This window comes from Streptomyces sp. NPDC045678 (genome assembly GCF_056432085.1).
In genome coordinates this window covers 206,064-227,235 of sequence record NZ_JBWKJS010000004.1, presented here as the reverse complement: position 1 = coordinate 227,235, position 21,172 = coordinate 206,064, and the positions used below count along the sequence as shown (strand labels likewise).

The 21,172-nt window shown below is 71.7% G+C and carries 21 protein-coding genes; 8 read left to right on the top strand and 13 right to left on the bottom strand.

Annotated features, from left to right (window positions below):
* Window positions 1-57 precede the first annotated feature (57 nt).
* The 3 genes from AC07DO_RS15700 to AC07DO_RS15690 form a co-directional block, all read right to left on the bottom strand.
* Entirely contained in the window at window positions 58-402 is a 345-nt protein-coding gene (locus AC07DO_RS15700; RefSeq protein ID WP_479059985.1) for a DUF3140 domain-containing protein, read from the bottom strand.
* Complete coding sequence (locus tag AC07DO_RS15695; RefSeq protein WP_479059983.1) at window positions 399-626, bottom strand: hypervirulence associated TUDOR domain-containing protein; 228 nt, start codon at window positions 624-626, stop codon at window positions 399-401. Before AC07DO_RS15695 ends, AC07DO_RS15700 begins: the two co-directional genes overlap by 4 nt.
* Before the next feature lie 111 nt (window positions 627-737).
* A complete protein-coding gene (locus AC07DO_RS15690) occupies window positions 738-1,739 on the bottom strand; it encodes a LacI family DNA-binding transcriptional regulator (protein ID WP_479059982.1) in 1,002 nt (333 codons plus the stop codon).
* A gap of 150 nt (window positions 1,740-1,889) precedes the next feature.
* On the opposite strand from AC07DO_RS15690, the gene AC07DO_RS15685 reads away from it, so the two are divergent.
* Entirely contained in the window at window positions 1,890-2,834 is a 945-nt protein-coding gene (locus tag AC07DO_RS15685) for a carbon-nitrogen hydrolase (RefSeq protein ID WP_479059980.1), read from the top strand.
* 43 nt (window positions 2,835-2,877) lie between these two features.
* Here AC07DO_RS15685 and AC07DO_RS15680 read toward each other — a convergent pair whose 3' ends face one another.
* The 3 genes from AC07DO_RS15680 to AC07DO_RS15670 all read right to left on the bottom strand — a co-directional run bounded on the left by AC07DO_RS15680 (window position 2,878) and on the right by AC07DO_RS15670 (window position 5,529).
* Window positions 2,878-3,450 (bottom strand): N-acetyltransferase family protein, encoded by a 573-nt coding sequence (locus AC07DO_RS15680; RefSeq protein ID WP_479059978.1) that lies wholly within the window; start codon window positions 3,448-3,450, stop codon window positions 2,878-2,880.
* Window positions 3,450-4,508: a tRNA (adenosine(37)-N6)-threonylcarbamoyltransferase complex transferase subunit TsaD gene (gene tsaD / locus AC07DO_RS15675; RefSeq protein WP_479060700.1), complete on the bottom strand. Its 1,059-nt coding sequence runs from the start codon at window positions 4,506-4,508 to the stop codon at window positions 3,450-3,452. Before tsaD ends, AC07DO_RS15680 begins: the two co-directional genes overlap by 1 nt.
* 106 nt (window positions 4,509-4,614) lie before the next feature.
* Window positions 4,615-5,529 carry an alpha/beta fold hydrolase gene (locus tag AC07DO_RS15670; RefSeq protein ID WP_479059977.1) on the bottom strand — a complete coding sequence of 305 codons (915 nt, stop codon included), beginning with the start codon at window positions 5,527-5,529 and terminating at the stop codon, window positions 4,615-4,617.
* A gap of 244 nt (window positions 5,530-5,773) precedes the next feature.
* On the opposite strand from AC07DO_RS15670, the gene AC07DO_RS15665 reads away from it, so the two are divergent.
* Window positions 5,774-8,065 (top strand): PIG-L family deacetylase, encoded by a 2,292-nt coding sequence (locus tag AC07DO_RS15665; RefSeq protein ID WP_479059975.1) that lies wholly within the window; start codon window positions 5,774-5,776, stop codon window positions 8,063-8,065.
* Entirely contained in the window at window positions 8,065-9,123 is a 1,059-nt protein-coding gene (locus AC07DO_RS15660; RefSeq protein WP_479060698.1) for an acyltransferase family protein, read from the top strand. The genes AC07DO_RS15665 and AC07DO_RS15660 overlap by 1 nt, the downstream gene beginning before the upstream one ends.
* Here the strand turns inward: AC07DO_RS15660 and AC07DO_RS15655 are convergent.
* Both AC07DO_RS15655 and AC07DO_RS15650 read right to left on the bottom strand, forming a co-directional pair.
* Window positions 9,014-9,526: a DUF5994 family protein gene (locus AC07DO_RS15655; RefSeq protein ID WP_479059974.1), complete on the bottom strand. Its 513-nt coding sequence runs from the start codon at window positions 9,524-9,526 to the stop codon at window positions 9,014-9,016. The genes AC07DO_RS15660 and AC07DO_RS15655 overlap by 110 nt on opposite strands.
* A 43-nt stretch (window positions 9,527-9,569) precedes the next feature.
* Window positions 9,570-10,574: an acyl-CoA desaturase gene (locus tag AC07DO_RS15650; RefSeq protein ID WP_479059973.1), complete on the bottom strand. Its 1,005-nt coding sequence runs from the start codon at window positions 10,572-10,574 to the stop codon at window positions 9,570-9,572.
* 511 nt (window positions 10,575-11,085) lie between these two features.
* Between AC07DO_RS15650 and AC07DO_RS15645 the strand changes: the two genes are divergently transcribed.
* Window positions 11,086-11,262: a hypothetical protein gene (locus AC07DO_RS15645; protein ID WP_479059971.1), complete on the top strand. Its 177-nt coding sequence runs from the start codon at window positions 11,086-11,088 to the stop codon at window positions 11,260-11,262.
* Window positions 11,263-11,352: 90 nt separating this feature from the next.
* On the opposite strand, the gene AC07DO_RS15640 is transcribed toward AC07DO_RS15645, so the two are convergent.
* The 4 genes from AC07DO_RS15640 to AC07DO_RS15625 form a co-directional block, all read right to left on the bottom strand.
* Window positions 11,353-11,784, bottom strand: a complete 432-nt coding sequence (locus AC07DO_RS15640; RefSeq protein ID WP_479059970.1) for an NUDIX hydrolase — start codon at window positions 11,782-11,784, stop codon at window positions 11,353-11,355.
* Complete coding sequence (locus AC07DO_RS15635) at window positions 11,777-12,181, bottom strand: DUF5994 family protein (RefSeq protein WP_479059969.1); 405 nt, start codon at window positions 12,179-12,181, stop codon at window positions 11,777-11,779. Before AC07DO_RS15635 ends, AC07DO_RS15640 begins: the two co-directional genes overlap by 8 nt.
* A 105-nt stretch (window positions 12,182-12,286) precedes the next feature.
* A complete protein-coding gene (locus AC07DO_RS15630; protein WP_479059968.1) occupies window positions 12,287-13,396 on the bottom strand; it encodes a fatty acid desaturase family protein in 1,110 nt (369 codons plus the stop codon).
* Between the two features lie 38 nt (window positions 13,397-13,434).
* Window positions 13,435-14,523 (bottom strand): ferredoxin reductase, encoded by a 1,089-nt coding sequence (locus AC07DO_RS15625; RefSeq protein WP_479059967.1) that lies wholly within the window; start codon window positions 14,521-14,523, stop codon window positions 13,435-13,437.
* Window positions 14,524-14,895: 372 nt separating this feature from the next.
* Here AC07DO_RS15625 and AC07DO_RS15620 point away from each other — a divergent pair, with 372 nt between their 5' ends.
* The 3 genes from AC07DO_RS15620 to AC07DO_RS15610 all read left to right on the top strand — a co-directional run bounded on the left by AC07DO_RS15620 (window position 14,896) and on the right by AC07DO_RS15610 (window position 18,709).
* The gene (locus AC07DO_RS15620) at window positions 14,896-15,501 is read left to right on the top strand and encodes a DUF6328 family protein (RefSeq protein WP_479059966.1); all 606 of its coding nucleotides are present in this window, start codon (window positions 14,896-14,898) and stop codon (window positions 15,499-15,501) included.
* 222 nt (window positions 15,502-15,723) lie between these two features.
* On the top strand, window positions 15,724-17,553 hold the full coding sequence (locus AC07DO_RS15615; protein WP_479059965.1) for a thiamine pyrophosphate-requiring protein: 1,830 nt from the start codon (window positions 15,724-15,726) through the stop codon (window positions 17,551-17,553).
* 163 nt (window positions 17,554-17,716) lie between these two features.
* Window positions 17,717-18,709, top strand: a complete 993-nt coding sequence (locus AC07DO_RS15610; protein WP_479060696.1) for a TIGR03557 family F420-dependent LLM class oxidoreductase — start codon at window positions 17,717-17,719, stop codon at window positions 18,707-18,709.
* Between the two features lie 139 nt (window positions 18,710-18,848).
* Here AC07DO_RS15610 and AC07DO_RS15605 read toward each other — a convergent pair whose 3' ends face one another.
* Window positions 18,849-19,262 (bottom strand): SRPBCC family protein, encoded by a 414-nt coding sequence (locus AC07DO_RS15605; RefSeq protein ID WP_479059964.1) that lies wholly within the window; start codon window positions 19,260-19,262, stop codon window positions 18,849-18,851.
* Between the two features lie 120 nt (window positions 19,263-19,382).
* On the opposite strand from AC07DO_RS15605, the gene AC07DO_RS15600 reads away from it, so the two are divergent.
* On the top strand, window positions 19,383-20,510 hold the full coding sequence (locus AC07DO_RS15600) for an acetate/propionate family kinase (RefSeq protein ID WP_479059963.1): 1,128 nt from the start codon (window positions 19,383-19,385) through the stop codon (window positions 20,508-20,510).
* Window positions 20,511-21,172: the final 662 nt, after the last annotated feature.

The window sequence follows — 21,172 nt, the reverse complement described above, 5'->3', positions numbered from 1 at the left end:
GTGTCGCCCGCTCGCTCCGCACCTCTGCCGCTACGTCCTTCGGGCCCTCCACGGCCTCTACGCCACCGGGTCGTGGCCCCAGTTCATGAGGGAGTATCTCCACCGTGTCTCCGTGACGTCGCCGCTGGGCCGCTGCTTCAGATGGCGATGCACGTATCCGACGACTTTACGCATGTGCGCGATGTCGCTGTCCGTGAGATCGGCCTTCTTCTTCTCGAGCAGCTCGACGATGCGGCGCCCGGAGGCGTGTCCCACGCTCTCGCCGCCGCCGTCCGACTGGCCCACGCTCTTCGACTCGTCCGTGTCCAGCCAGTCCTTGAGGGCGCGAGGCGCCATGTTGACGGCTTCCTTGAACTCCTTGAAGGTGTCGCCCCGGTGCCCATCGCTGTCGCCGCCGCTCAAGAGCCGCCACCCCTCTTGCGCAGCGACCCGGGCTTGTGGACGGCGTCGCGGCCGGACTTGTCGCTGGTGACCTGGTACTGCGGCTCGTCCTTGGAGGCGTCGACGGTCCGTCCCGCCGCCTCCGTACGCTCCGTGATCTTCTTCTTCACCTTGCCCGGCACGGTCTGCCCATGGCTCTTCCAGGAGACCTGGTCCCCCTTTTCGAGCTTCTTTCCCTTGGCCACGTCACCACGCTCCCTCGGCGCCGCCGCCCCTCGTCGGGCGACGTACCCACTCTCGCGCCGTTCGCGGAATGATGCATTCCGGGTGGCGCGGCGGGCGGTGCCGACGCTCGGTCACACTCCGCCGAGCGTGGAGGCGCGGGCCTCCAGAGCCCACTGGTGGGTGCGGACCGTCGCCGGGTCCGTGCGGCCCGCGAGGATGTCGCAGAGGAGTTCCGCGCAGGCGTGCCCATACGCCGAGGGGCGCAGGTCGACGGCGGTGACGGGCGGCGCCGCGCCGCGGACGGCGGTTCCGTCCACGCAGGCCGCCACGTAGAAGCCGTCACCCACGACGCGGCCCCGGGCGGCGGCCGCGTGCAGCACACCCGGTGCCGCGCCGTCCGGGGCGCAGATCACCGCGTCGGTCTCCGGCGCCGCGGCGAGCAGCGCGAGCGTGGCCTCCTCCGCCTCGCGCGGCGTCGCGGCGAAGGAGACCGTGCGGACCTCCACCGGCACGTCGTGCGTACGCCCCCAGACGCCGGCCGTGCTGTGCAGCGCCGCCGCCCACGCGGAGGTGTCCGCCGGAGCCAGCAGGGCGGGGCGGCGGGCGCCGCGGGCGTGCACGTGGTCCAGGAGGGCGGTCAGGGAGGCGGAGTTGTCGCAGATGACCGCGCCGCTGGGGGCGGGGGCCGACCCCAGGTAGCGCTCGCCGGTGACGACGGGGATGCCCGCGCCGAGGAGTCCCGGCACGGCGGGGTCGCCGATCTCCGGGTCGATGACGAGGAGCCCGTCGACGCGTGACGCGAACGGTTCGTGCGTGCCGGTGGCGGGCGCGAGCAGGACGACGTCGAACCCTTCCTCCTGGGCGCGGGCGACGGCCCCGAAGGCGAGGTTCATGTAGTAGTCGAGGCGCGTCGCCGTCTGGGGCAGGTGCAGCCCGATGGCGCCGGTGCTGGCACGGCGGAGTCTGCGCGCGGCGCCGTTCGGCCGGTAGCCGAGGCGGGCGGCGACCTCCCGGACGTGCTCGCGGGTGGCCTCCGCGACGCGGCCCGCGCCCTGCAGCGCGTCGGAGGCGGTGCTCTTGGAGACTCCGGCGGCGCGGGCGACGTCGAGGAGGGTGACGGTACGGGCATTCACGTGGCCGAAGTGTAGACGTACGCGATCAGTCGGGAGCCACTCTTGCCGGAACGTTCCGGCACGGTTTACATTCTGCCCTGCCGGAACGTTCCGGCAGGGCCGATTCCGCTCCCTCGCCCGTACTGCGCCCCTACTCCCCTGGAAGTCGCCATGCGTCTGATCACCGCGTACAACCCGCCCGCGTCCCCCACCAGGACCCGGCCCGCCGAACGGTCCCCCCTCCGCGTGGCCGCCGTGCAGCAGCGCTGGCACCGCGACCCGGACGAGCACCGCGCGGCCCTGCGCGAGGGCATCCGTCTCGCGGCGGCGGAGGGCGCGCGGGTGGTGTGCCTCCAGGAGCTGACGCTGTCGCCGTACTTCGCGGTCGTCCGCAAGGCCGACCACCCCGCCCCGGCCGAGCCCGAGGAGCTGCTCACCGGCCCTACGTTCACCTTCGCCGCCGAGGCGGCACGCGAGTACGGGGTGTACGTGCACGCGTCGCTGTACGAGCGGGCCCCCGCGCCGGACGGCGAGGACGACGGGCTCGGTTACAACACCGCGATCCTCGTCGCCCCGGACGGCAGCCTCGCCCAGCGCACCCGCAAGACGCACATCCCGGTCTCGGAGGGCTACTACGAGGACCACTGGTTCCGTCAGGGCCCGGCCGGCGACGACGCGTTCCCGCTGGTGCGGGTCGAGGACGCGAACCTCGGCCTGCCGACCTGCTGGGACCAGTGGTTCCCGGAGCTGGCCCGCGCCTACTCGCTGGCGGGGGCCGACGTCCTCGTCTACCCGACCGCCATCGGCTCCGAGCCCGGCCACCCCGGCTTCGACACGCAGCCGATCTGGCAGAAGGTCATCACCGGCAACGCGATCGCCAACGCGACGTTCATGGTGGTGCCGAACCGGATCGGCGCGGAGAACGGCCTCACGTTCTACGGGAGTTCGTTCATCGTCGACCCCTACGGCCGGGTTCTGGCGCAGGCCCCGCGCGACGAGCCCGCCGTCCTGGTCGCCGATCTCGACCTCGACGCCCGCCGCGACTGGCTGGAACTCTTCCCGTTCCTGGCGACGCGCCGCCCCGACGCGTACGGACCGCTCACGGCCACGAGCTGAACACCCCTCCGTGAGGCGCGGGCGTACGGTGCTCAGCCCGTGCTCAGCGAGGACGAGGGGCGGCGGTGCGGGCCGGGTGCCGGGGGCCGAGGTGGACCGCCACGCCCGTGCCCGCTGCCGCGGGGTGAGTGACCGGCGTCCAGCCCGCCCGTACGTAGAAGGCGCGGGCCTCCGTGGCGGCCACGGAGGTCAGCAGCCAGCAGCGGCCGTCGGCCCGGTCCTCGGTCACCGCGTCCAGCAGCCCGGCGCCCACACCGGTGCCCCTCGCGCGCGCGGAAACCGCCAGTTCGTCCACCTCGCGGCCGCCGCACAGCCACGCGGCCGTGCGTTCCGCGCCGAGGGCGGCCGAGATCTGCGGGTAGCACCGGCTCGTGGGGAACGGCGACGGCGTCGTCCAGGCGGTGGCCCAGCCGAGTACGGCCTCCCCGTCGAGCGCCAGGGCGGCGGTGAACCCGGGCCGGGTGACGTCGTCCGCGAGCCGCCGCAGGTAGTGGTCGGCGTGCTCGGGTCCTTCCCCCCAGGGCGCGCCTCCGAAGGCGTCCACGTACACGCTCCGGACGCCTTCCGCGTACGACAGCAGACGGCTCGCGGAGACGGCCCCGACGGTGGCGGCCATCAGGCGGCCCGGGCCGGTGAGCCCGGCAGCGGGGTGAGCGAGGCGTACTCGAGGGGCGCCGACGGGTCGATCGACACGTCGAGCGGCGCGGGCTCGGCGCCGGAGCGCACCAGCAGATCACCGACGGCGGCGATCATCGCGCCATTGTCGGTGCACAGCGTCATGGGCGGCACGCGCAGCTCGATCCCCGCGGCCGCGCACCGCTCCTCCGCGAGCCCGCGGACCCGGGAGTTCGCCGCCACGCCACCGACGACGACCAGCGTCCTCACGTCGTACGCGCGACAGGCCGCCAGCGCCTTGCCGGTCAGTACGTCCGCGACGGCCTCCTGCAGCGCGGCGGCCCCGTCGGCCACCGACAGCTCGTCGCCCCGGAGGCGGTGCCGCTCGACCCAGCGGGCCGCGGCGGTCTTGAGCCCGGAGAAGGAGAAGCCGTACGGGTCGTCGCCGGGGCGGGTCAGCGGCCGCGGGAACGTCACGGCCCGCGGGTCCCCGTCCCGCGCCGCGCGGTCGATCGCGGGCCCGCCCGGGTAGGGCAGACCCAGGATCCGGGCGACCTTGTCGAAGCACTCCCCCGCCGCGTCGTCGAGCGTGTCGCCGAGGTGCAGGATCGGCTCGCGCACCAGGTCCCGGACCAGGAGCAGCGAGGTGTGCCCGCCGGAGACGATGAGCACGACGCACGGTTCGGGCAGCGGGCCGTGCTCCAGGGTGTCGGCGGCGACGTGTCCGGCCAGGTGGTGCACGCCGTACAGCGGTACTCCGGCCGCGTAGGCGAGGGTCTTGGCGCCGGCGAGTCCCACCTGGAGGGCGCCGGACAGGCCGGGTCCTGTGGTGACGGCGACCGCGTCGATTTGGCTCAGCCGCAGTCCTGCCCGGTCGAGGGCCTGCCGGACGACCGGGTTGAACGCGTACAGGTGCGCGCGGGCCGCGATCTCGGGCACGACACCGCCGTACCGCGCGTGCTCGTCCATGCTCGATGCCACCACGTGCGCCAGCAGCTCTCCGTCCCGGACGATCCCCGCACCGGTCTCGTCGCACGACGACTCGATGCCCAGCACCACTGGTGTGCCCACCGCACGACGGCCCGCTGCACGTTTGCTCACTGCACGCCCCTTCTGCACAACTCACGTACTTGCAATATATGTGCAATAGAGGTGCGGGGTCGGCTCACGGGAGCGGCTTCCCCTCGCGGGGCGTACCGCGCACGAAGCGCCGCAGGCAGGCCCGCACGGCGTCGGGCCGCTCCAGCCAGGGCTCGTGACCGGCACCTTCGATCCGGGTCAGCGGAAGACCGAGCGAGCGCGCCAGCGCGTCGAGCGCGGAAAGGGGCCGGGGGTCGTCGCACCCCCCGAGCAGCTCCGTCCGCGCGGGCAGACGTTCCCGCAGCTCGTCCAGGTGTCCGTCGAGGGGATCCGCGCGCCCCGCCGCCCCGAGCTCGCGGTTCATGCCCCAGTTGACGGGCCGCCGCCGACGGGCCGCCCGCTCCGCCCACCGCCAACCGCGTTCGGCGTCGGAATGGTCGGTGAACCACGCCAGAGCGAGCAGCTCGGCCTCCTGCTCCTCGGTGCGGTGCGGCGACTCCTCCAGCACGCGGAGCCGCTCCCGCCGCGCCTCGGTCATGCGGCGCTCCCGCTCGGCCCGGTACCCGGCACGCCAGTCGCCGAGGAACGGCCCGCACATCAGCAGCGCCGCGGCCGCCCGGTCCGGGTGCGCGAGACAGAACCGGGCGGCGAGATCGGCACCGTAGGAGTGCCCGACCAGCACGGCCCGGGGCGCGTCCCACGCGTCGAGGAGTTCGGCGAGGTCCCCGACGTGCCGGGCGAGGGTGTGGCGCCCCTGCCACGGGGACCGGCCGGTCCCGCGCTGGTCGTACCGGTACACGGGCGCGAGGTCCGCGACCATAGCGGCGACGTCGCCCAGATAGCCGGGCAGCCCGGGACCGCCGTGGAGCAGCACCACGGGCGGCCGCCGCCCGCCGTGCCCGCCCGCGTCGGCCCGCGGGCCGCCACCCTCCAGCGCCGTCCAACGCACCCGCGCCCCGTCGGTGAGCGAGGTGAGGCCCTGCTTCTCGGTGAAGGTCACCGCGGTGAAACTACCCGGCCAAAGGCGCCGGGCGCGGGCGCGCGCACTCGCCAGGACGAGCGCGGGACATCCCGTGAGACACCCACAGGACAGGCGAAAGACACCCGCAGGACACCCGTGAGGAAGATCACTGAGGACAACCCCCCACTTCCGCGCGTCATCTTCCCCAGTGATCAAGGAGTCCACGGCGGCGGCTCACGAGCCGAGTGGCCGGTACGTCAGACGCAGATAGGCAAGACCATCCATGCCCCCCGAAAAGCGCATCCTCCCGCGCGCCACCCGTCGCAACGTCCTCGCGGCCACCGTGCTGGGTGCCGTGGCGCCCGTAGGGGTCGGCATCGGCCTGGCCGTCCGCTCGAAGGGTGACGGCGGCGAAGCGCCCGTCACGCCGCATCAGGCACCGGACATGACCAAGGCGGCCCCGACGGGTACGTGGGCGGCCTCCGGGCCGCAGCCCCGGACCACGGAAGCGGTCGTGCAGATCGTCGCGCACCCCGACGACGACCTGTTCTTCATCAACCCGGAGGTCGGGCAGTCGCTGCGCAGCGGTCGGCCGCTGACCACGATCTACCTGACGTCCGGCGAGTCCAACGGCGTCAACGGGCCCCGGGCGGGCACGGGCACAGGTGCGGGCAAGGGCCTGGGCGTGGGCGCGAGTCAGGGCCGGCCCCGCCCGACGCGCGACAAGCGCAAGTACGCGAAAGCGCGGCAGAACGGCATCCGCGCCGCGTACGCGGAGATGGTCACCGGACGCCCGGGCCACCCCTGGCGGCGCACCATGATTGCGACGGCGGGCGGTGGGCAGGCGGAGCTCGACACGTTGCAGGGCTACCCCCACATCAACCTGGTGTGGACGCTGCTGCACGAGGCGGGCAGCATCACCGGCGACCGCCCGCACAGCCTGCACGGACTGTGGGAGGGCCGGATCGACGCGCTCGGCTCGCAGCTGGCGCACGGCGGTCCGGTCAGCCGCGACTTCTCGTACACGAAGGAACAGCTCATCCAGACCCTGACCGGCTACCTCGAGCGGTTCCGGCCCACGCAGGTCCGGATGCAGAACCCGACGCCGGGCCGCCTCGACCGCAACCTCAAGTGCTCCGACCACCAGGACCACCGTTTCGGCGCGCGCTTCGTGCAGCAGGCACTCGCCCGGTACGCCGCCTCCGGTTCGCGCCCCCACTTCACCGTGCAGACCTACATGGGCTACTTCAACGGCGGCCTGCCCCAGGCGCTGGACCCCGCTTCCGGCGCGTCGAAGGCCCGCACCCTCGCCACGTACTCCTGGAGCGACGACGCCACTCGGGACTCCTGTCAGGACCCGGCGGGCTGCGGTGACCTCAAGGTCGCCGCGAGCCCGAAGCCCCGTTGGTCGCACAGCATCCACCACGCCGGCGACACCGGTGCCGACTGGCTGCTGACGGGCAAGGACGACAGCCTGTGGGCCTTCGCCGTGCTGGACGGCCGCATCGCGCACTGGCACCTCCCTGGCGGCAAGGGCGCGCAGTGGAACGCGCGCGGTTGGAAGGGCCCGGTGTTCCAGCCGGAGACCGGCATGGACACGGGCGTACGCCCGACGGCTCTCCCCGACGGACGGATGGCCGTTTTCGGCACCCGCACGCTGCTCGGCGACGGAACGGCGGCCGGCTACGGCAAGGAAGTGGGCTACGTCGTCCAGCAGGCCCCGGGGAAGCCCTTCGGCCCCTGGCAGTCACTGGGCACCCCGGAACTCTCCGACGAGATAGGCACGAACGACATCAGCTCCCCCGCGGTCGTGGTGGACCGCGACGGCGCGATGTCGGTCTTCCTGCGCGACAGCACCCACCAGCTGACCGCACGCGCGCAACAGCCGGACGGCACGTGGACGCCTTGGCGCGCCCTGGGCGGCAGGGCGGTGCACAGTGACCCGGTCGCGGCCACGGACCGCGCCGGACGGGCGTACGTCCTCGCCGCCACCCCGCACACCGTCCTGGCCTGGATCCAGGACGGGCCGGGGGCAGAGGTGCGCGGCCCGCTGGCCACCGGCCTCCCGCCCACCACCTTGCCGTTGACCGTCCGCAGGGACGACGACGGCGTCCGGGTCTTCTACCGCGCCCCGAACTCCGGGAACGTGTGCTCGGCCCGCCTGCACGCGGACGCCCTCACCGCCTCCTCGGCGGAGCCCGGCCGAGTGCGCAGGTCGTCCACCGCGCACACGTCGACGTCCGTCACCGACCTCGGTGGAGCGGGCGGTTACGGCCCCGTGAGCGCCACGTCCGACGACTGGGGCGACGTCCTGCTCGCGGCCCGGACCGCCACGGGCGACGTCGCCACTGCCTGGGGCACCGCGGGCACCGCGAGGAACCGGCCGCAGTGGAACCACACCGGCGTGCTCCCGGCCGGGGCGCCGTCGAGCGCTCCGCTGTCGTCGGGCGGCGTCGTCCTCACCATGCTCGGCCTCGACAGCCGCCTGTACTGGACCCATGCGAGGCGTGGAGGAGGTCGCCTGGCGCCCTGGCAGCCGGTGGGGTCCCCGACGGAGGGGAGGTCGAGGGCGTGATGCGCCTACGGATGCCGACCCCCGCGCCGTTGCTGACCGCCCGGAGCGCACAGGACACCCGCGACCCGTTCTTCGACAACGCGAAGTTCCTGCTGATCGTGCTGGTGGCGCTCGGCCACTCCTGGGAACAGATCGTCTACGGCACGCACGCGCTCCAGGCGGTCCACACCGTGGTGTACGCGTTCCACATGCCGGCGTTCATCATGCTGTGCGGCTACTTCTCACAGCGCTTCACCGGCCGCCCCGACCAGGTGCGCCGCCTGATCGAAGGCGTGCTGATCCCCTACCTCCTGTTCGAGCTGGCCTACTCCGCCACGAACAGCGCGGTACGGGGCGAGCCCTACGTCTTCACCCCCACGGAACCCACGTACCTCTGCTGGTTCCTCGTCGCCCTGTTCCTCTGGCGGCTGAGCACACCCCTGTGGCGGGCGATCAGTCATCCCGTGCCGATCGCCGTGCTCGTCTCCCTCGCGGCGGGCATCACAACGATGGGCTACGACCTGGCACTGCCGCGCGTGCTGATGTTCCTGCCCTGGTTCGTCCTCGGCCTGAACCTGCGCCCGGAGCACTTCGCCCTCCTGCGGACGCGGCCGGCCCGCCGCTGCGCCGTGGTGGCATTCGTCTGCGCCGGAGCGGCGGCGTATCTGTGGATCCCCGCGCCCGACGAACACTGGCTGTCCATGGACACCGGGTTCACGGACCTCGACGTGAGCCGACCGGAGTACCTGGCCGTACGCATCGGCATCTTCGCGCTCAGCGCGGTGCTGGTGGCCGCGTTCTTCGCCTGTGTGCCCCGGCGCCGTACCCCCTTCACCGCTCTCGGCGCCGCCACCATGTACCCCTACCTCCTGCACGGCCTCCTGATCCGCGCGGGCGAGGCAGCGGGCCTGTACCCGCTCCTCAAGGACCTGGGGGTGACCGGTCAGATCCTCCTCACCGTCGGCGTCGTCACGCTGGTGTTCCTGCTGTCGACTCCACCGGTGCGCAAACTGTTCCGCCCGCTGGTGGAGCCGCGACTGCCGCGGAGAGCCGTGCCGGCGGGCGAACGCTCGACGTAGGGGTGGCGAGGCCGCTGGACGCGGCGCTCGACATGATCAGTGCCGCTGCTTTCGCCGGTGTCTCCGGGGGCACGACCAGCAGGTCCCAGCGCCCCCGGCCGGGGCTGAGCAGGACGATCATGTGCTGGTCCGACGCCGTCGGGCTCCGGTGCAGCCGCACGACCTGGTTGGCCACGAGCATCCGGCCCGGCATCGCGTGCCACATCGCCCCCTTTACCGTGACGCTGCGGATGTCGCGCCAGGCCACGGGCAGACCGACGAGCAGCTGGGGCAGCTCGGAGACGATGTCGAACGAACGCGGCCACCACGCGCCGTCGATGGCCCGGGGCAGGCCGCCCTCGGGTGCCAGGCAGAGACGGAGGAGGGGATGAGAGGGAAGTGGATGTTCCTGAACGGTAGCCATGAGGCTCCTGTCAACGGGGGTGACTCAAGGAAAGCGGGTGGTGTCAGGACCGGCGGGCGGCGAGCCGGTCCGGTGCCGGCCAGCGCACGTCGTACGCCCAGCCGGCACGCTCGAAAAGGCGGATGACGGCGGCCGACGGGTCGATCTGGCCCCGGTCGACACCGTGGCGGGCGCTGGTGGGGTCCGCGTGATGCATGTTGTGCCAGCTCTCCCCGAAGGAGAGCAGGGCCAGCGGCCACAGGTTGGTGGCACGGTCGTGCCGCCGGGTGCGGAACGGACGCGCACCGATGAGGTGGCACAGCGAGTTCACGCTCCAGGTGACGTGGTGCAGCAGCGCGACCCGGACGAGACCCGCCCACAGCAGCGCGGTCACCCCGGACAGCCAGGAACCGCCGATGGCCCAGCCCAGCACGAACGGCAGCGCGAGGGTCAGGACACACAGGAGCGGGAAGGCGCGGGTGACGCGCCGGATGTCGGCGTCGGCGAGCAGGTCGGGGGCGTAACGCTCGGCCGACGTGACCTCGTTGCGGAACAGCCAGCCGACGTGCGCGTCCACCAGTCCGCGCAGTTGGCCGAGCAGGTGCGTGCCGTACCGGTACGGCGAGTGCGGGTCGCCCGGGCGGTCGGTGAAGGCGTGGTGACGCCGGTGCGTGGCGACCCAGCCGATGACGTCGCCCTGGAAACTCATCGATCCGGCGACCGCGAGCGCCGTACGCAACGGGCGCACGGCGCGGTAGGAGCCGTGGGTCAGACCGCGGTGGAACCCCACGGTGACGCCGAAGCCGGTGAGCACGTAGAAGACGGCGAGCAGCACCATGTCGAGGGGGCTGACGAAACGGCCCCACAGCAGCCAGGCGGCCAGGCCGAGTGCCACGAACGGCAGGACGACGATCACCGCGGTCACGGCGACGTACAGCCGGTCTCCCCGGCCCCGCTCGCGCGCGGGCCCGTCCGGTGGGAAGGGCGACGTCCCGTCGTACTCCCCCTGCCGATACGGAGCGTCGGTCGGCGGCGTCGCGGTCGCGGGCCTGCCTGAAACTAGCGTCATGATGGGGGAACCTCAGCCCTCGAACCTTGGTACGAATGGTGCGGCCGGGGTCCCGGGCTGCCCCTCTGACGGGAACCGCGAGGACTCAGATGGTCGGATGCATCGGCATACGAAAGGCCCTCGCTCCTTTCAACGTACTCCCGTCTTCTGCGGAAAGAGCCGATTCGAAGCGAAGAGGCACTGCACACGCGTGGTCGGCGCGGAGCGGTGAACACGTCGTCACGTCACCCGCGTAACTGTTCGGCGTAGGGGCGGACTTGACATCTGGTCGACTCCGTCGGCTGCGGCTAGCGTGCACCGTGCCGCCCCGGCCCCCGGCAGCGCCACACAGCCCCCGCGCCCCCCGAGGGGCGCACCGTGCGCATCTCCGCGGGAGCCGCCGCGTCACGAGCGCGGCCGTCGTTCCCGCACCCGCGCCGTGCCGGACGATCCCGGCGCTGCCTCGATGCGCTCCCTGCGGGCAGCGATTCCCTGCCCGCCGTGTCGCACACGTCGACCACAGGCGGTACGCATGTACGCGCTGATCGTTCCGGCCTCGGCCCCCTTCGTCCTGCTCGCCACCATCATGGGCCTGGCCTGGTGGGAGGACCACGTCCTCCCACCGGCCGAGGCCGACTCGGCCGAGACTCCCGTCGGGACTCCGACGCCGCCGGAGGTGCCGTTGACGGGGCAGGCCGCGGGGCGTTGACCGGCGGCACGGCACGGCGTAGGGCCATGCCGTAGCCGACGGCGTCTTGACCTGGTCCGACGACGACTCCGGGACTCCGGGACTCCGCGGTCAGAGCCGGCCGGCGCTTCGCAGCATCGGCACCAGGTGGTGCTCGACGGCCGGGGCCAGCCGAAGGGCCGCATCCCGGCCGTCCGTCCAGCGCAGGGCGGCCAGTTCGGCGGCCGGCACCGGCTCCCCGACCAGCGTCGCGGAGAAGACGGTCAGCCGCATGGGGACGCCCTCCAGCGCCGCCGTCTCCTCCACCACCGCGAGGTGTTCGAGCGCGTCCGGGACGACACCCAGTTCTTCCCGCAACTCCCGTACCAGGGTCTCTTCGGGCTTCTCCCCGGGCTCGGGCTTGCCACCCGGGACGTAGAAGATGTCCGGGGCCGCCTGCTTGCTGACGACGAGCAGCTTGCCGTCCTCGACGACGGCCGCGGCGACGACCTCCATGACTGCGTGATCCGGGGCTGCGTGATCCGGGGCTGCGTGATCATCCATCCCCGCATTGTGCCGCCATCAGCCGTCGCACCTCCGCGTCCGCGGCGGCGGGGGGCACCACCAGCAGGCCCCACCTGCCGCGGCCGGGGGCCAGGAAGCAGACGGTGGACGGGGCGCGCTGGGCGGTCGTCCGGCGCAGACGCACCACTTGGTCGGCGACGCGCACCCGGCCGGGGAACGGCGACCATACGGTCTCGTCCACGAGGACACTGGTGATCTGCCCCCAGGCGGACGGAAGTTCGGCCAGCAGTCCGGGAAGTTCGGACACCAGATCGGGCGAGCGGGGCCACCAGACGCCGTTGATGCTCCGGAGCGCGCCGCCCTCTGCCGACTCGGGTGCCAGGCGCAGCCGTACGGCGGGCGGTGAGAAGAGCGGGGGCCAGGGAGTGAGCGTCACGGGAACTCCTGAAGGAGATGCGGGCGCCCGAGCTCACACGCGGCGGGCCGGGACCCGACTGGGCCGACGACGCCCGACGTGCCCTCGGCTCTTGCAGCGTACTCCTTACGGCAACGAGAACCGCAGGATGCGCCTCCAGGTGGAGCCGTACTGCCGCCGCAGCGGCCCGGTGACGTACGGGATGCCGTACTTCTCGCAGAGTTCCCGCACGCGCGGGGCGATCTCGGCGTAGCGGTTGCTGGGCAGGTCGGGGAAGGCGTGGTGCTCGATCTGGTGGCTCAGGTTCCCGCTGAGCACGTGGAAGAGCGGGCTGCCCTCGATGTTGGCCGAGCCCTGGATCTGCCGCAGGTACCACTCACCGCGCGTCTCGCCCTCGACGGCCTCCTCGGTGTAGGTCCGCACGTCACCGGGGAAGTGGCCGCAGAAGATGATGGTGTGCGACCAGAGGTTGCGCACGGTGTTGGCGGTGAGGTTGCCCAGCAGGCAGGGCACGGCCGAGGGGCCGGCGAGCAGCGGGAAGAGCACATAGTCCTTGGCGAGCTGGCGGGTGGCCTTGCCGAGGAACCCGGTCAGGTCGCCGGCGAAGGAGCGCCACGTCTTGCGGCCGGCGGCGACGGCGTCGGGTTCCAGGTCGTAGAGCGCGATGCCCCACTCGAAGAGCGGCGCGAGCACGAAGTTGTAGAGCGGCTGGGCGGCATGGTGCGGGAGCCAGCGTTGGTCGCCGCTCATCCGGAAGACCACGTATCCGAGGTCCCGGTCACGGTCGACGACGTTGGTCCAGGTGTGGTGCAGGTGGTTGTGGGTGTGCTTCCACGCCTCGGCGGGGGCGAGGAAGTCCCACTCCCAGGTGGCCGAGTGGATCGCCGGGTCGCCCATCCAGTCCCACTGGCCGTGCAGGATGTTGTGGCCGAGCTCCATGTTCTCCAGGATCTTGGCGACGGAGAGCATGACGGTGCCCGCCGCCCAGGCGGGCGGGAAGAGCGAGACGGCCAGGGCGATCCGGCCGCCCGCCTCCAGGCCGCGCTGGGTGGCGATGACCGTACGGATGTAGTGGGCGTCTTCGGCACCGCGCGCGGCGATGACCTCGGAGCGGATCCGGTCGAGCTCCGCACCGAACGCGTCGCCGAACTTCTCGCCGAATTCGTCACGGGACTCCTCCTCACCTGACCTCTCACCGTGGTCCGCCCCGACGGGCGCGAGCGGGGTCTCAGTCATGGGAACTCCTTGGGTGGCCATGGGAACTCGTTGGATGGCTAGGCGTCGAGGGCCAGCGGTCCGGCTGCCGCCGACACGCAGGTCTGTATCAACTGCCCCTGTCTCTCGTGGAGTTCGCCGGTACGCAGGTCCCGCACCCGGCCGTATGCCAGTGGCGTGAGACAGCCGAAGCAGATGCCGCGTCGGCATCCGTACCGCATCGCCACACCTGCCGACTCGCCGACGACGAGAAGCGGGGTGGCCGCGTCCGCGGTGACCTCCTTACCGGTCCGGGTGAACACCACGGGGCTGCGGGAAGGGGCTTCGAGGCCCCGTGGCAGGGCCGGGGTGAGCCGGAAGCGCTCCACATGGAGTTGCCCGTCGAGCTCCTCCCCGCGCCAGTGACTCTCCACCGCGTCGAGCAGGGCGGCCGGCCCGCAGGCCCAGGTCTCGCGCTCCCGCCAGTCGGGGCAGAGCCGTTCCAGATCCTCCGGTGAGAGCCTGCCGTCGCGCAGGGTGTGCTGCTCGTGGTGGTCAAGCCAGGCCAACTCCCGCCCCGACGCGAGCAGTTCGGAACGGAAGATGCTGTCCCGGGCCGTGGGCGCGCTGTGCACCAGCACCACGTGGGGGTGCGGTGGCCGTCGGCGCATGAGCGTGCGCAGCATGCCCATGACCGGGGTGATGCCGCTGCCGGCGGTGATCCACAGGATGCGGGGCGGGAGACGCTCCGGGAGGACGAAATCGCCCTGCGCCGGGCCGAGACGGAGGACCGCTCCCGGAGGCGTCCGGTGGGCCAGCTGCGGAGAGACCGTTCCTCCCGGCGCCGCCTTGACGGTGATCGTCAGGAGTCCGTCCTCCCGCCCCGGCGCCGAGGTGAGGGAGTACGTCCGCCAGTGCCACACCCCGTCCATCTCCACGCCGACCGGGAGATACTGCCCGGCGATGTGCCCCGACCAGCCCCGGCCCGGCCGGAGCGTGAGCGTGGTGGCGTCCGCGGTCTCCGCGCGCACCTCCGTCACCCGCCCCACCGGAGAGCGGGCGTCGAGGAGGGGATGGATCAATCCGAGGTAGTCGTCCGGGGTGCGCGGACTGGTCAGCCAGGAGACGGCGGTCAGCAGCCTGCTCGCGAGAGCCGGTAACGCCGCCATGCGCCAATTCCTTTCGTCCCGCGGCACGATGGCGCGCGTACGTCGAGTCGTCCCGGGCCCGGCTGGATCCACGTAACCACGACCGTGCGGACGGGCGCGCTGCGGAGGGGCGCATCCTGCCATCCGGGATCCGCTCAGGTTCTGCCGTGACTGACGGGCACGTTTCCGGCGGGCGCGCTTCTGCCCAGGTCGGCGGTGTGCGCGGACAGGCCGGGACGGACCCGGGGGAATGACCGGAACGTGCCGCCGATTCCACCTCACCCGGTCGGTGAGACCGGTTCCGGGCGCCGGCGCGGGGCCTGACGACCGGCGCGGACCCCGCATGGTACGACCGGGTCGGGGCATCCGGTTCCTCTGGAACGGGAGGAAGCCATGTCCACGACGGAGCAGTCGGCCGAGTTCGCGGGAGAAGCGTCGGCCTGTCGCGGGTGCCGGGACGCCGGCGGTGCGGAACGCGGCGGTGAACCGCCGGAGAACGCGTGTCAAGGCGGTGCACCACCGGAGAACGCACGTCAACGGGTCAACCGGCGCTGGAACGAGATCCTTCAGGAGACGCGGGTCGCCCAGACCGGCGTGCAGATCCTCTTCGGATTCCTGCTCAGCGTGGCCTTCACCCCCCTGTTCCGGGAGTTGGACACGTTCGACCGGGTCGTCTACGTGATCACTGTCGTCCTCGGCGCATCAGCCACAGGCTCGCTGATAGCGCCCGTCTCCATCCACCGCTTCCTGTCGGGCCAGCGCATGAAGGACGAGGTGGTCGAGGCCGCGAGCCGTCTGATGATCTTCGGCATGGTGCTCCTCGCGCTGACCATCGGCTGCACGCTCCTGCTGATCCTGCGGCTCGTGGTCCCCGGTGCGCTGGCCGAAGTACTCGTCGGCGCGGTCATGCTCTGGTTCGGCTTCTGCTGGTACGTGCTGCCGATGCGCCTGCGCCGCCGCGCCGCCGCACGCCGTACCGGTGAGCTCGACGACGCCTGACGTACCGGCCGTCCGTACCCGCCATCGAGCTTCGTGCGCGATGTCCGCGGTGTCATCCGGACGACGCTGTTGCCGGACGATCCGAACGTTTCCCTGGTCACCCGCGTGGATACCCGGCGTGCCGGTTCCGGTTGTCGGACCGCACGGCAAGGGAGTGAATGGGGTGAGGATCCACTCTCGTGCCCCACACACACCTCGTACCCCCGTAGAAAGGCCCATTCCGTGTCCACGAAAGTCTCCGACTACGTCCTGCGGCGCCTGCGCGAATGGGAGGTCGACCGGGTCTTCGCCTACGCCGGAGACGGCATCAACGGTCTGCTCGCCGCCTGGGGCCGAGCGGACAACCAACCGCAGTTCATCCAGTCCAGGCACGAGGAGATGTCGGCCTTCGAGGCGGTCGGCTACGCGAAGTTCTCCGGCAAGGTGGGCGTGTGCGCGGCGACCTCGGGGCCGGGCGCCATCCATCTGCTGAACGGTCTGTACGACGCGAAGCTCGACCACGTGCCCGTGGTCGCGATCGTCGGACAGACCAACCGCACCGCCATGGGTGGCTCCTACCAGCAGGAGGTCGACCTGCTGAGCCTCTACAAGGACGTCGCCTCCGACTTCTGCGAAATGGTGACGGTCCCCGAGCAGCTTCCCAACGTCATCGACAGGGCCATGCGCACCGCGTACGCCCGCCGGACGGTGACCGCGATCATCATCCCCGCCGACGTGCAGGAGCTGGACTACTCACCGCCGACCCACGAGTTCAAGATGGTGCCTTCCAGCCTGGGCATGGCCTCGTACGCGCCCGTGCCCGCCGCGGCCGACATCGGCAGGGCCGCCGAGGTGCTGAACGCGGGAGACAAGGTCGCCGTCCTCATCGGACAGGGCGCGCGGGGCGCACGAGCCGAGGTCGAGGAGCTGGCCGAGAAGCTGGGTGCCGGGGTCGCCAAGGCGCTCCTGGGGAAGGACGCCCTGCCCGACGACCTGCCGTACGTGACCGGTTCCATCGGCCTGCTGGGCACCCGTCCCTCGTACGAGCTCATGCAGGACTGCGACACGCTGCTCGTCATCGGCTCCAGCTTCCCGTACAGCCAGTTCCTGCCCGATCTCGACCAGGCGCGGGCCGTACAGATCGACATCGATCCGCACATGATCGGGCTGCGCTATCCCTTCGAGGTCAACCTGGTGGGCGACGCCAAGGAGACGCTCAAGGCGCTGCTGCCGCAGTTGCAGAAGAAGAAGCACGGCTCCTGGCGCAAGAAGATCGAGAAGGACACCGCGCGCTGGTGGCAGGTCATGGAGCGCAGGGCCGCCGTGGAGGCCGACCCCATCAACCCCGAGTACGTGGTGCACGCGCTCGACGACCTGCTGCCCGACGACGTGATCCTCGCCGCCGACTCCGGCTCCGCCGCGAACTGGTACGCCCGGCACCTGCGCATGCGCGGCACGATGCGCGGCTCCCTCTCCGGCACCCTCGCCACCATGGGACCCGGTGTCCCCTACGTGATCGGGGCCAAGTTCGCCCATCCCGAGCGCCCCGCCATCGCCCTCGTGGGCGACGGCGCCATGCAGATGAACGGTCTGGCCGAGCTCATCACCGTCGCCAAGTACTGGCACGAGTGGCAGGACCCGCGGCTGATCGTGGCCGTGCTCAACAACCAGGACCTCAACCAGGTCACCTGGGAGATGCGGGCGATGTCCGGAGCCCCGCAGTTCCTGCCCTCGCAGGCGCTCCCCGACGTCCCGTACGCCGACTTCGCCCGGTCCATCGGACTCGAAGGCGTGCGCGTGGAGAAGCCGGGCGACGTGGAAGCCGCCTGGCAGCGTGCCCTCGGCGCGGACCGGCCCTGCGTCATCGACTTCCGCACCGACCCGTCCGTGCCGCCGATCCCCCCGCACGCCAGCCTCGATCAGATCGAGGCCGCCGCGGCCGCCATCGTCAAGGGCGACAGCGACCGGGTCGGCGTGCTCCGGCAGGGGCTCAAGGCCAAGGTGCAGGAAATGCTGCCGGGGCGCGGCTCGGGTGGCGACGCCCGGACCGGTGGGGGCCCGGACGACGCATGAGTGCCGTCGTACGGGCCGAAAGCCGGCCGGAAGCGGACCGGAAGACAGCCGTCCCTCCATCGCCCGGTCCGACATGCGTGGAACCGGACGGCCGAAAAGAATGGGGAGGACAGGTCGCGACCACCTTCTGCAACGCGCTGACGTGCGACGAGACGAGGAGCACATGAAGATCGGCTACAAACTGGCAGCCGAGGCGTTCGGCCCGTCGGAACTGGTACGGCAGGCGGTTCTCGCCGAGCGGGCGGGTTTCGACTTCGTGGAGATCAGCGATCACTACCACCCCTGGCTGGACAATCAGGGGCACTCGCCGTTCGCCTGGACGGTGCTCGGCAGCATCGCGGCCAAGACGGAGCGGATCGAGCTGGCGACCGGCGTGACGTGCCCGACGGTGCGCTACCACCCGGCGATCATCGCGCAGGCCGCCGCCACCCTGGCGCTGCTGTCGGAGGGCCGCTTCGTGCTGGGCCTCGGCTCGGGCGAACGTCTCAACGAGCACGTCACCGGCGTCGGCTTCCCGGACACCGTCGCCACCCGGCACGAGATGCTCAGGGAAGCACTGGAGATCATCCGGTTGCTGTGGAGCGGCGGGTACCGGTCGTACGAGGGAAAGCACCTGCGGCTGGCGGACGCCCGCGTGTTCGACCTGCCGGAGAAGCTGCCCCTGATCGCGGTGGCCGCGAGCGGCAAGCCGTCGACGCGGCTCGCCGCGGAGCTGGGCGACGGCCTGTTCGCGACCGAGGACAAGCCGGAGATCGTCCAGCAGTACCGGGACGCCGGCGGTGACGGCCCGCGGTACGCGGAGGTGCCGATGGCGTGGGCGCCCGACGAGCACACCGGCGCGAAGGCCGCCCTGGAGACGTCGCGTTGGGCGCTGACCGGGTGGAAGGTCATGAGCGAGCTGCCCAACCCGGTCAACTTCGACGCCGCGACGACGACCGTCACGGAGGACGACATCCGGGAGAAGTTCGCCTGCGGTACCGACCCCGCGCGGTTCGTCGAGGTGGCGCAGAAGTTCGTGGACGCGGGCTTCGACCGGCTGGTCATGCAGAACGCCGGGCCCGATCCCGACGGGTTCATCGACTTCTACGAGCGTGAGCTCGACGGGCGCATGCGGCAGCTGCGGCCGAACGGGGGCGGGGCGGGCGGCGAGGGCTGAGAGCGGCTCGGGGCCGAGCGGGCGCGGGCCGAAGACGGGGTCGAGCCGAGGGCGAGTCCGAGCCGAGGACGAGTCCGAGCCGAGGACGAGTCCGGCCCGAGGACGGGTCCGGTCCGATAGGGGGTTTGGTCCGGTCCGGTCAGCCTGCCGCGTTGTCGACACGCAGCCGTACCTGCGCCTCCAGCCGCTGGAGGCTCTGGTCCAGGGCGGAGTGCACGGCTTTCTCACCGGGGTCGTGCGAGGCCTCGAAGAACGACAGGTGGACCGTGACCTCGCTGGTGCCGTCGTCCAGGCCGGCGACCTGGAGCCAGCCCGCGTAGTCGCCCTGCTCGCGGGTGCCCCACTCCAGTCGCAACTGCTCGGGCCGGGAGCGCAGCAGGGCGGACACGTCCTGGCCGCTGCGGTCCTCGTGCACGCTCACGGCGGGCGGTTCCCCGGCATCCATGTGCAGGTTCCGCGGCAGCCACGCATCCATTTGGTCGACTTCGGCAGCCTGGTCGAAAACGTGTTCCGGGAGGGCGGGCATGGTGCGTGAACGTTCGTACTCGGTCATCAGGTCACCTTTCACCGGGCACTCGTGAATGTACGAGAGAACGCATGCCCGACCCTCCACAGGTGAATCCGTGACGTCACAAATCAACCCATTCGCCGAGCGATGCGGAAAGGGGTCAGTATGTGCGCCCAGAGCAACAGTCCGGTCCTGGTGGTCGACGCGGGGTCGTCGAGCCTGCGTCTGACCGTCTTCGGCGAGGACGGCACGGTGCTGGCCGAACACCACAGCGACTCGCCGCCCGGCGACGATGTTTCGGGGCGGCTGAGGCACCTGTTGGACGACGCACCGGCCCCCACCGCCGTCGGCCATCGCATCGTCCACGGCGGACCGCGACGGCGCGGCCACACCGTGGTCGACGACGAGGTCCGCGCCGACCTCGACCAGGCGGCCGATCTCGCGCCGCTGCACGTGCCGCCCGCCCTCACGGTGCTGGACGCGGCGCGCGACCTCTTGCCGGACGTCCCGCACGTCGCGTGTTTCGACACCGTCTTCCACGCCGACATGCCTGCCGCCGCCCGCACATACGCGGTGCCGGCCGCCTGGCGCGAGGAGTACGGGCTGCGCCGCTACGGCTTCCACGGACTTTCCTACACCTGGGCGCTCGGCGAGGCCGCCGCCCTCCTGGGCCGCCGCCCCGAACAGCTGCACCTGGTGATGGCCCACCTCGGCGGTGGCTGCTCCGTGTGCGCGGTGCGCGAGGGACACAGCGTCGACACGACGATGGGATTCACTCCGCTGGAGGGGCTGGTCATGAGCCGTCGCAGCGGCAGCGTCGACCCAGGTGCCCTGACCTGGCTGCAGACCCGGCACCACGTGCCCGCCCGTGACATCGAGCACGCCCTGAACCACGAGTCCGGCCTGCTCGGCCTCTCCGGCACCTCCGACGACACGCGCGACCTGGTCCGCAGCCGAGCGGCGGGAGACGAGCGGGCCGCTCTCGCCCTGGACGTCTTCACCCACCACTGCCGCCGCGGCATCGCCGAGATGGCCGCATCCCTGGACCGGCTCGACGCCCTGGTCTTCACCGGCGAGATCGGCGAGGACCAGCCAGAACTACGGGAAGAGATCTGCGCCCGCCTCCCCGCACTGGGCCTCACGGGCACCCTACGGCCGCTGATCGCCAAGCGCCCCGAAATAGTCACCGAACCCGGGTCACGGATCCCCGTCATCGTCGTCCCGACCGGGGAAGCACAACAGGTAGCCAAAGAAACCCGCACACGAACCCACCCCCAAAAGCCCCCCAACTAAGCCCCACCCCCCTACAACGAGGCCGCACTCCCAAGACGAAGCACCCATACATCGGGAAACCCAGGAAACCCAGGAGGCACCCCCATGACCACCCCGCAGCCCCCAGGCAGGCCGGACCCCACACACCCCGACCCGACCCCACCGACCCCCACACCCCCATCACCACCCCCCGGCCCCCAACCGGGCCCGGCCCCCACCCCAACCCCTCCCACAGAACCCGACCCAATCCCCCCAAAGCCCCCCGGCCCGGGCCCCATCCCACCGACGCCCGGGCCACCGGCGTAGGCCATATGCGCAGAGTCGAGCACGGCCCCTCGGCACGTCGATTTACCGGACCGGTCGAGGACAGGGGGACGAGCCTCGTACGAAGGTGACCACCGGCTAAATCCGGCGACACAGCCAAGCCTCACCCGCGCGACGCAGCACCGGAGCACGCACACCGCTTCAGTCGTTGTGCGTGCAGGAGATCAAGTACTTGGCGTTCCGGTTCGGGGCCGATGACGGTCGCCGTGAAGACAGCGAACCCAGGGGCCCCTGTCGCAGCAGGGCAGGAGGCTCCCGGCGATTGCCCCAACACCCCTTCCACACCCGGCTGTTCAATGAAAACCGCCCATCACCCCACATCTACCGGTGTTTGCCAGTTGGTGCGTCATGGGCATTCT

What these genes read in the sequence shown, in the direction of transcription:
- AC07DO_RS15685 (WP_479059980.1), top strand. Translation starts at nt 1,890, where the DNA reads ATGCGTCTGATCACCGCGTACAACCCGCCCGCGTCCCCCACCAGGACC.
- AC07DO_RS15680 (WP_479059978.1), bottom strand. Translation starts at nt 3,450, where the DNA reads ATGGCCGCCACCGTCGGGGCCGTCTCCGCGAGCCGTCTGCTGTCGTAC.
- AC07DO_RS15665 (WP_479059975.1), top strand. Translation starts at nt 5,774, where the DNA reads ATGCCCCCCGAAAAGCGCATCCTCCCGCGCGCCACCCGTCGCAACGTC.
- AC07DO_RS15660 (WP_479060698.1), top strand. Translation starts at nt 8,065, where the DNA reads ATGCGCCTACGGATGCCGACCCCCGCGCCGTTGCTGACCGCCCGGAGC.
- AC07DO_RS15655 (WP_479059974.1), bottom strand. Translation starts at nt 9,526, where the DNA reads ATGGCTACCGTTCAGGAACATCCACTTCCCTCTCATCCCCTCCTCCGT.
- AC07DO_RS15650 (WP_479059973.1), bottom strand. Translation starts at nt 10,574, where the DNA reads ATGACGCTAGTTTCAGGCAGGCCCGCGACCGCGACGCCGCCGACCGAC.
- AC07DO_RS15645 (WP_479059971.1), top strand. Translation starts at nt 11,086, where the DNA reads ATGTACGCGCTGATCGTTCCGGCCTCGGCCCCCTTCGTCCTGCTCGCC.
- AC07DO_RS15640 (WP_479059970.1), bottom strand. Translation starts at nt 11,784, where the DNA reads ATGGATGATCACGCAGCCCCGGATCACGCAGCCCCGGATCACGCAGTC.
- AC07DO_RS15630 (WP_479059968.1), bottom strand. Translation starts at nt 13,396, where the DNA reads ATGACTGAGACCCCGCTCGCGCCCGTCGGGGCGGACCACGGTGAGAGG.
- AC07DO_RS15625 (WP_479059967.1), bottom strand. Translation starts at nt 14,523, where the DNA reads ATGGCGGCGTTACCGGCTCTCGCGAGCAGGCTGCTGACCGCCGTCTCC.
- AC07DO_RS15620 (WP_479059966.1), top strand. Translation starts at nt 14,896, where the DNA reads ATGTCCACGACGGAGCAGTCGGCCGAGTTCGCGGGAGAAGCGTCGGCC.
- AC07DO_RS15610 (WP_479060696.1), top strand. Translation starts at nt 17,717, where the DNA reads ATGAAGATCGGCTACAAACTGGCAGCCGAGGCGTTCGGCCCGTCGGAA.
- AC07DO_RS15605 (WP_479059964.1), bottom strand. Translation starts at nt 19,262, where the DNA reads ATGACCGAGTACGAACGTTCACGCACCATGCCCGCCCTCCCGGAACAC.
- AC07DO_RS15600 (WP_479059963.1), top strand. Translation starts at nt 19,383, where the DNA reads ATGTGCGCCCAGAGCAACAGTCCGGTCCTGGTGGTCGACGCGGGGTCG.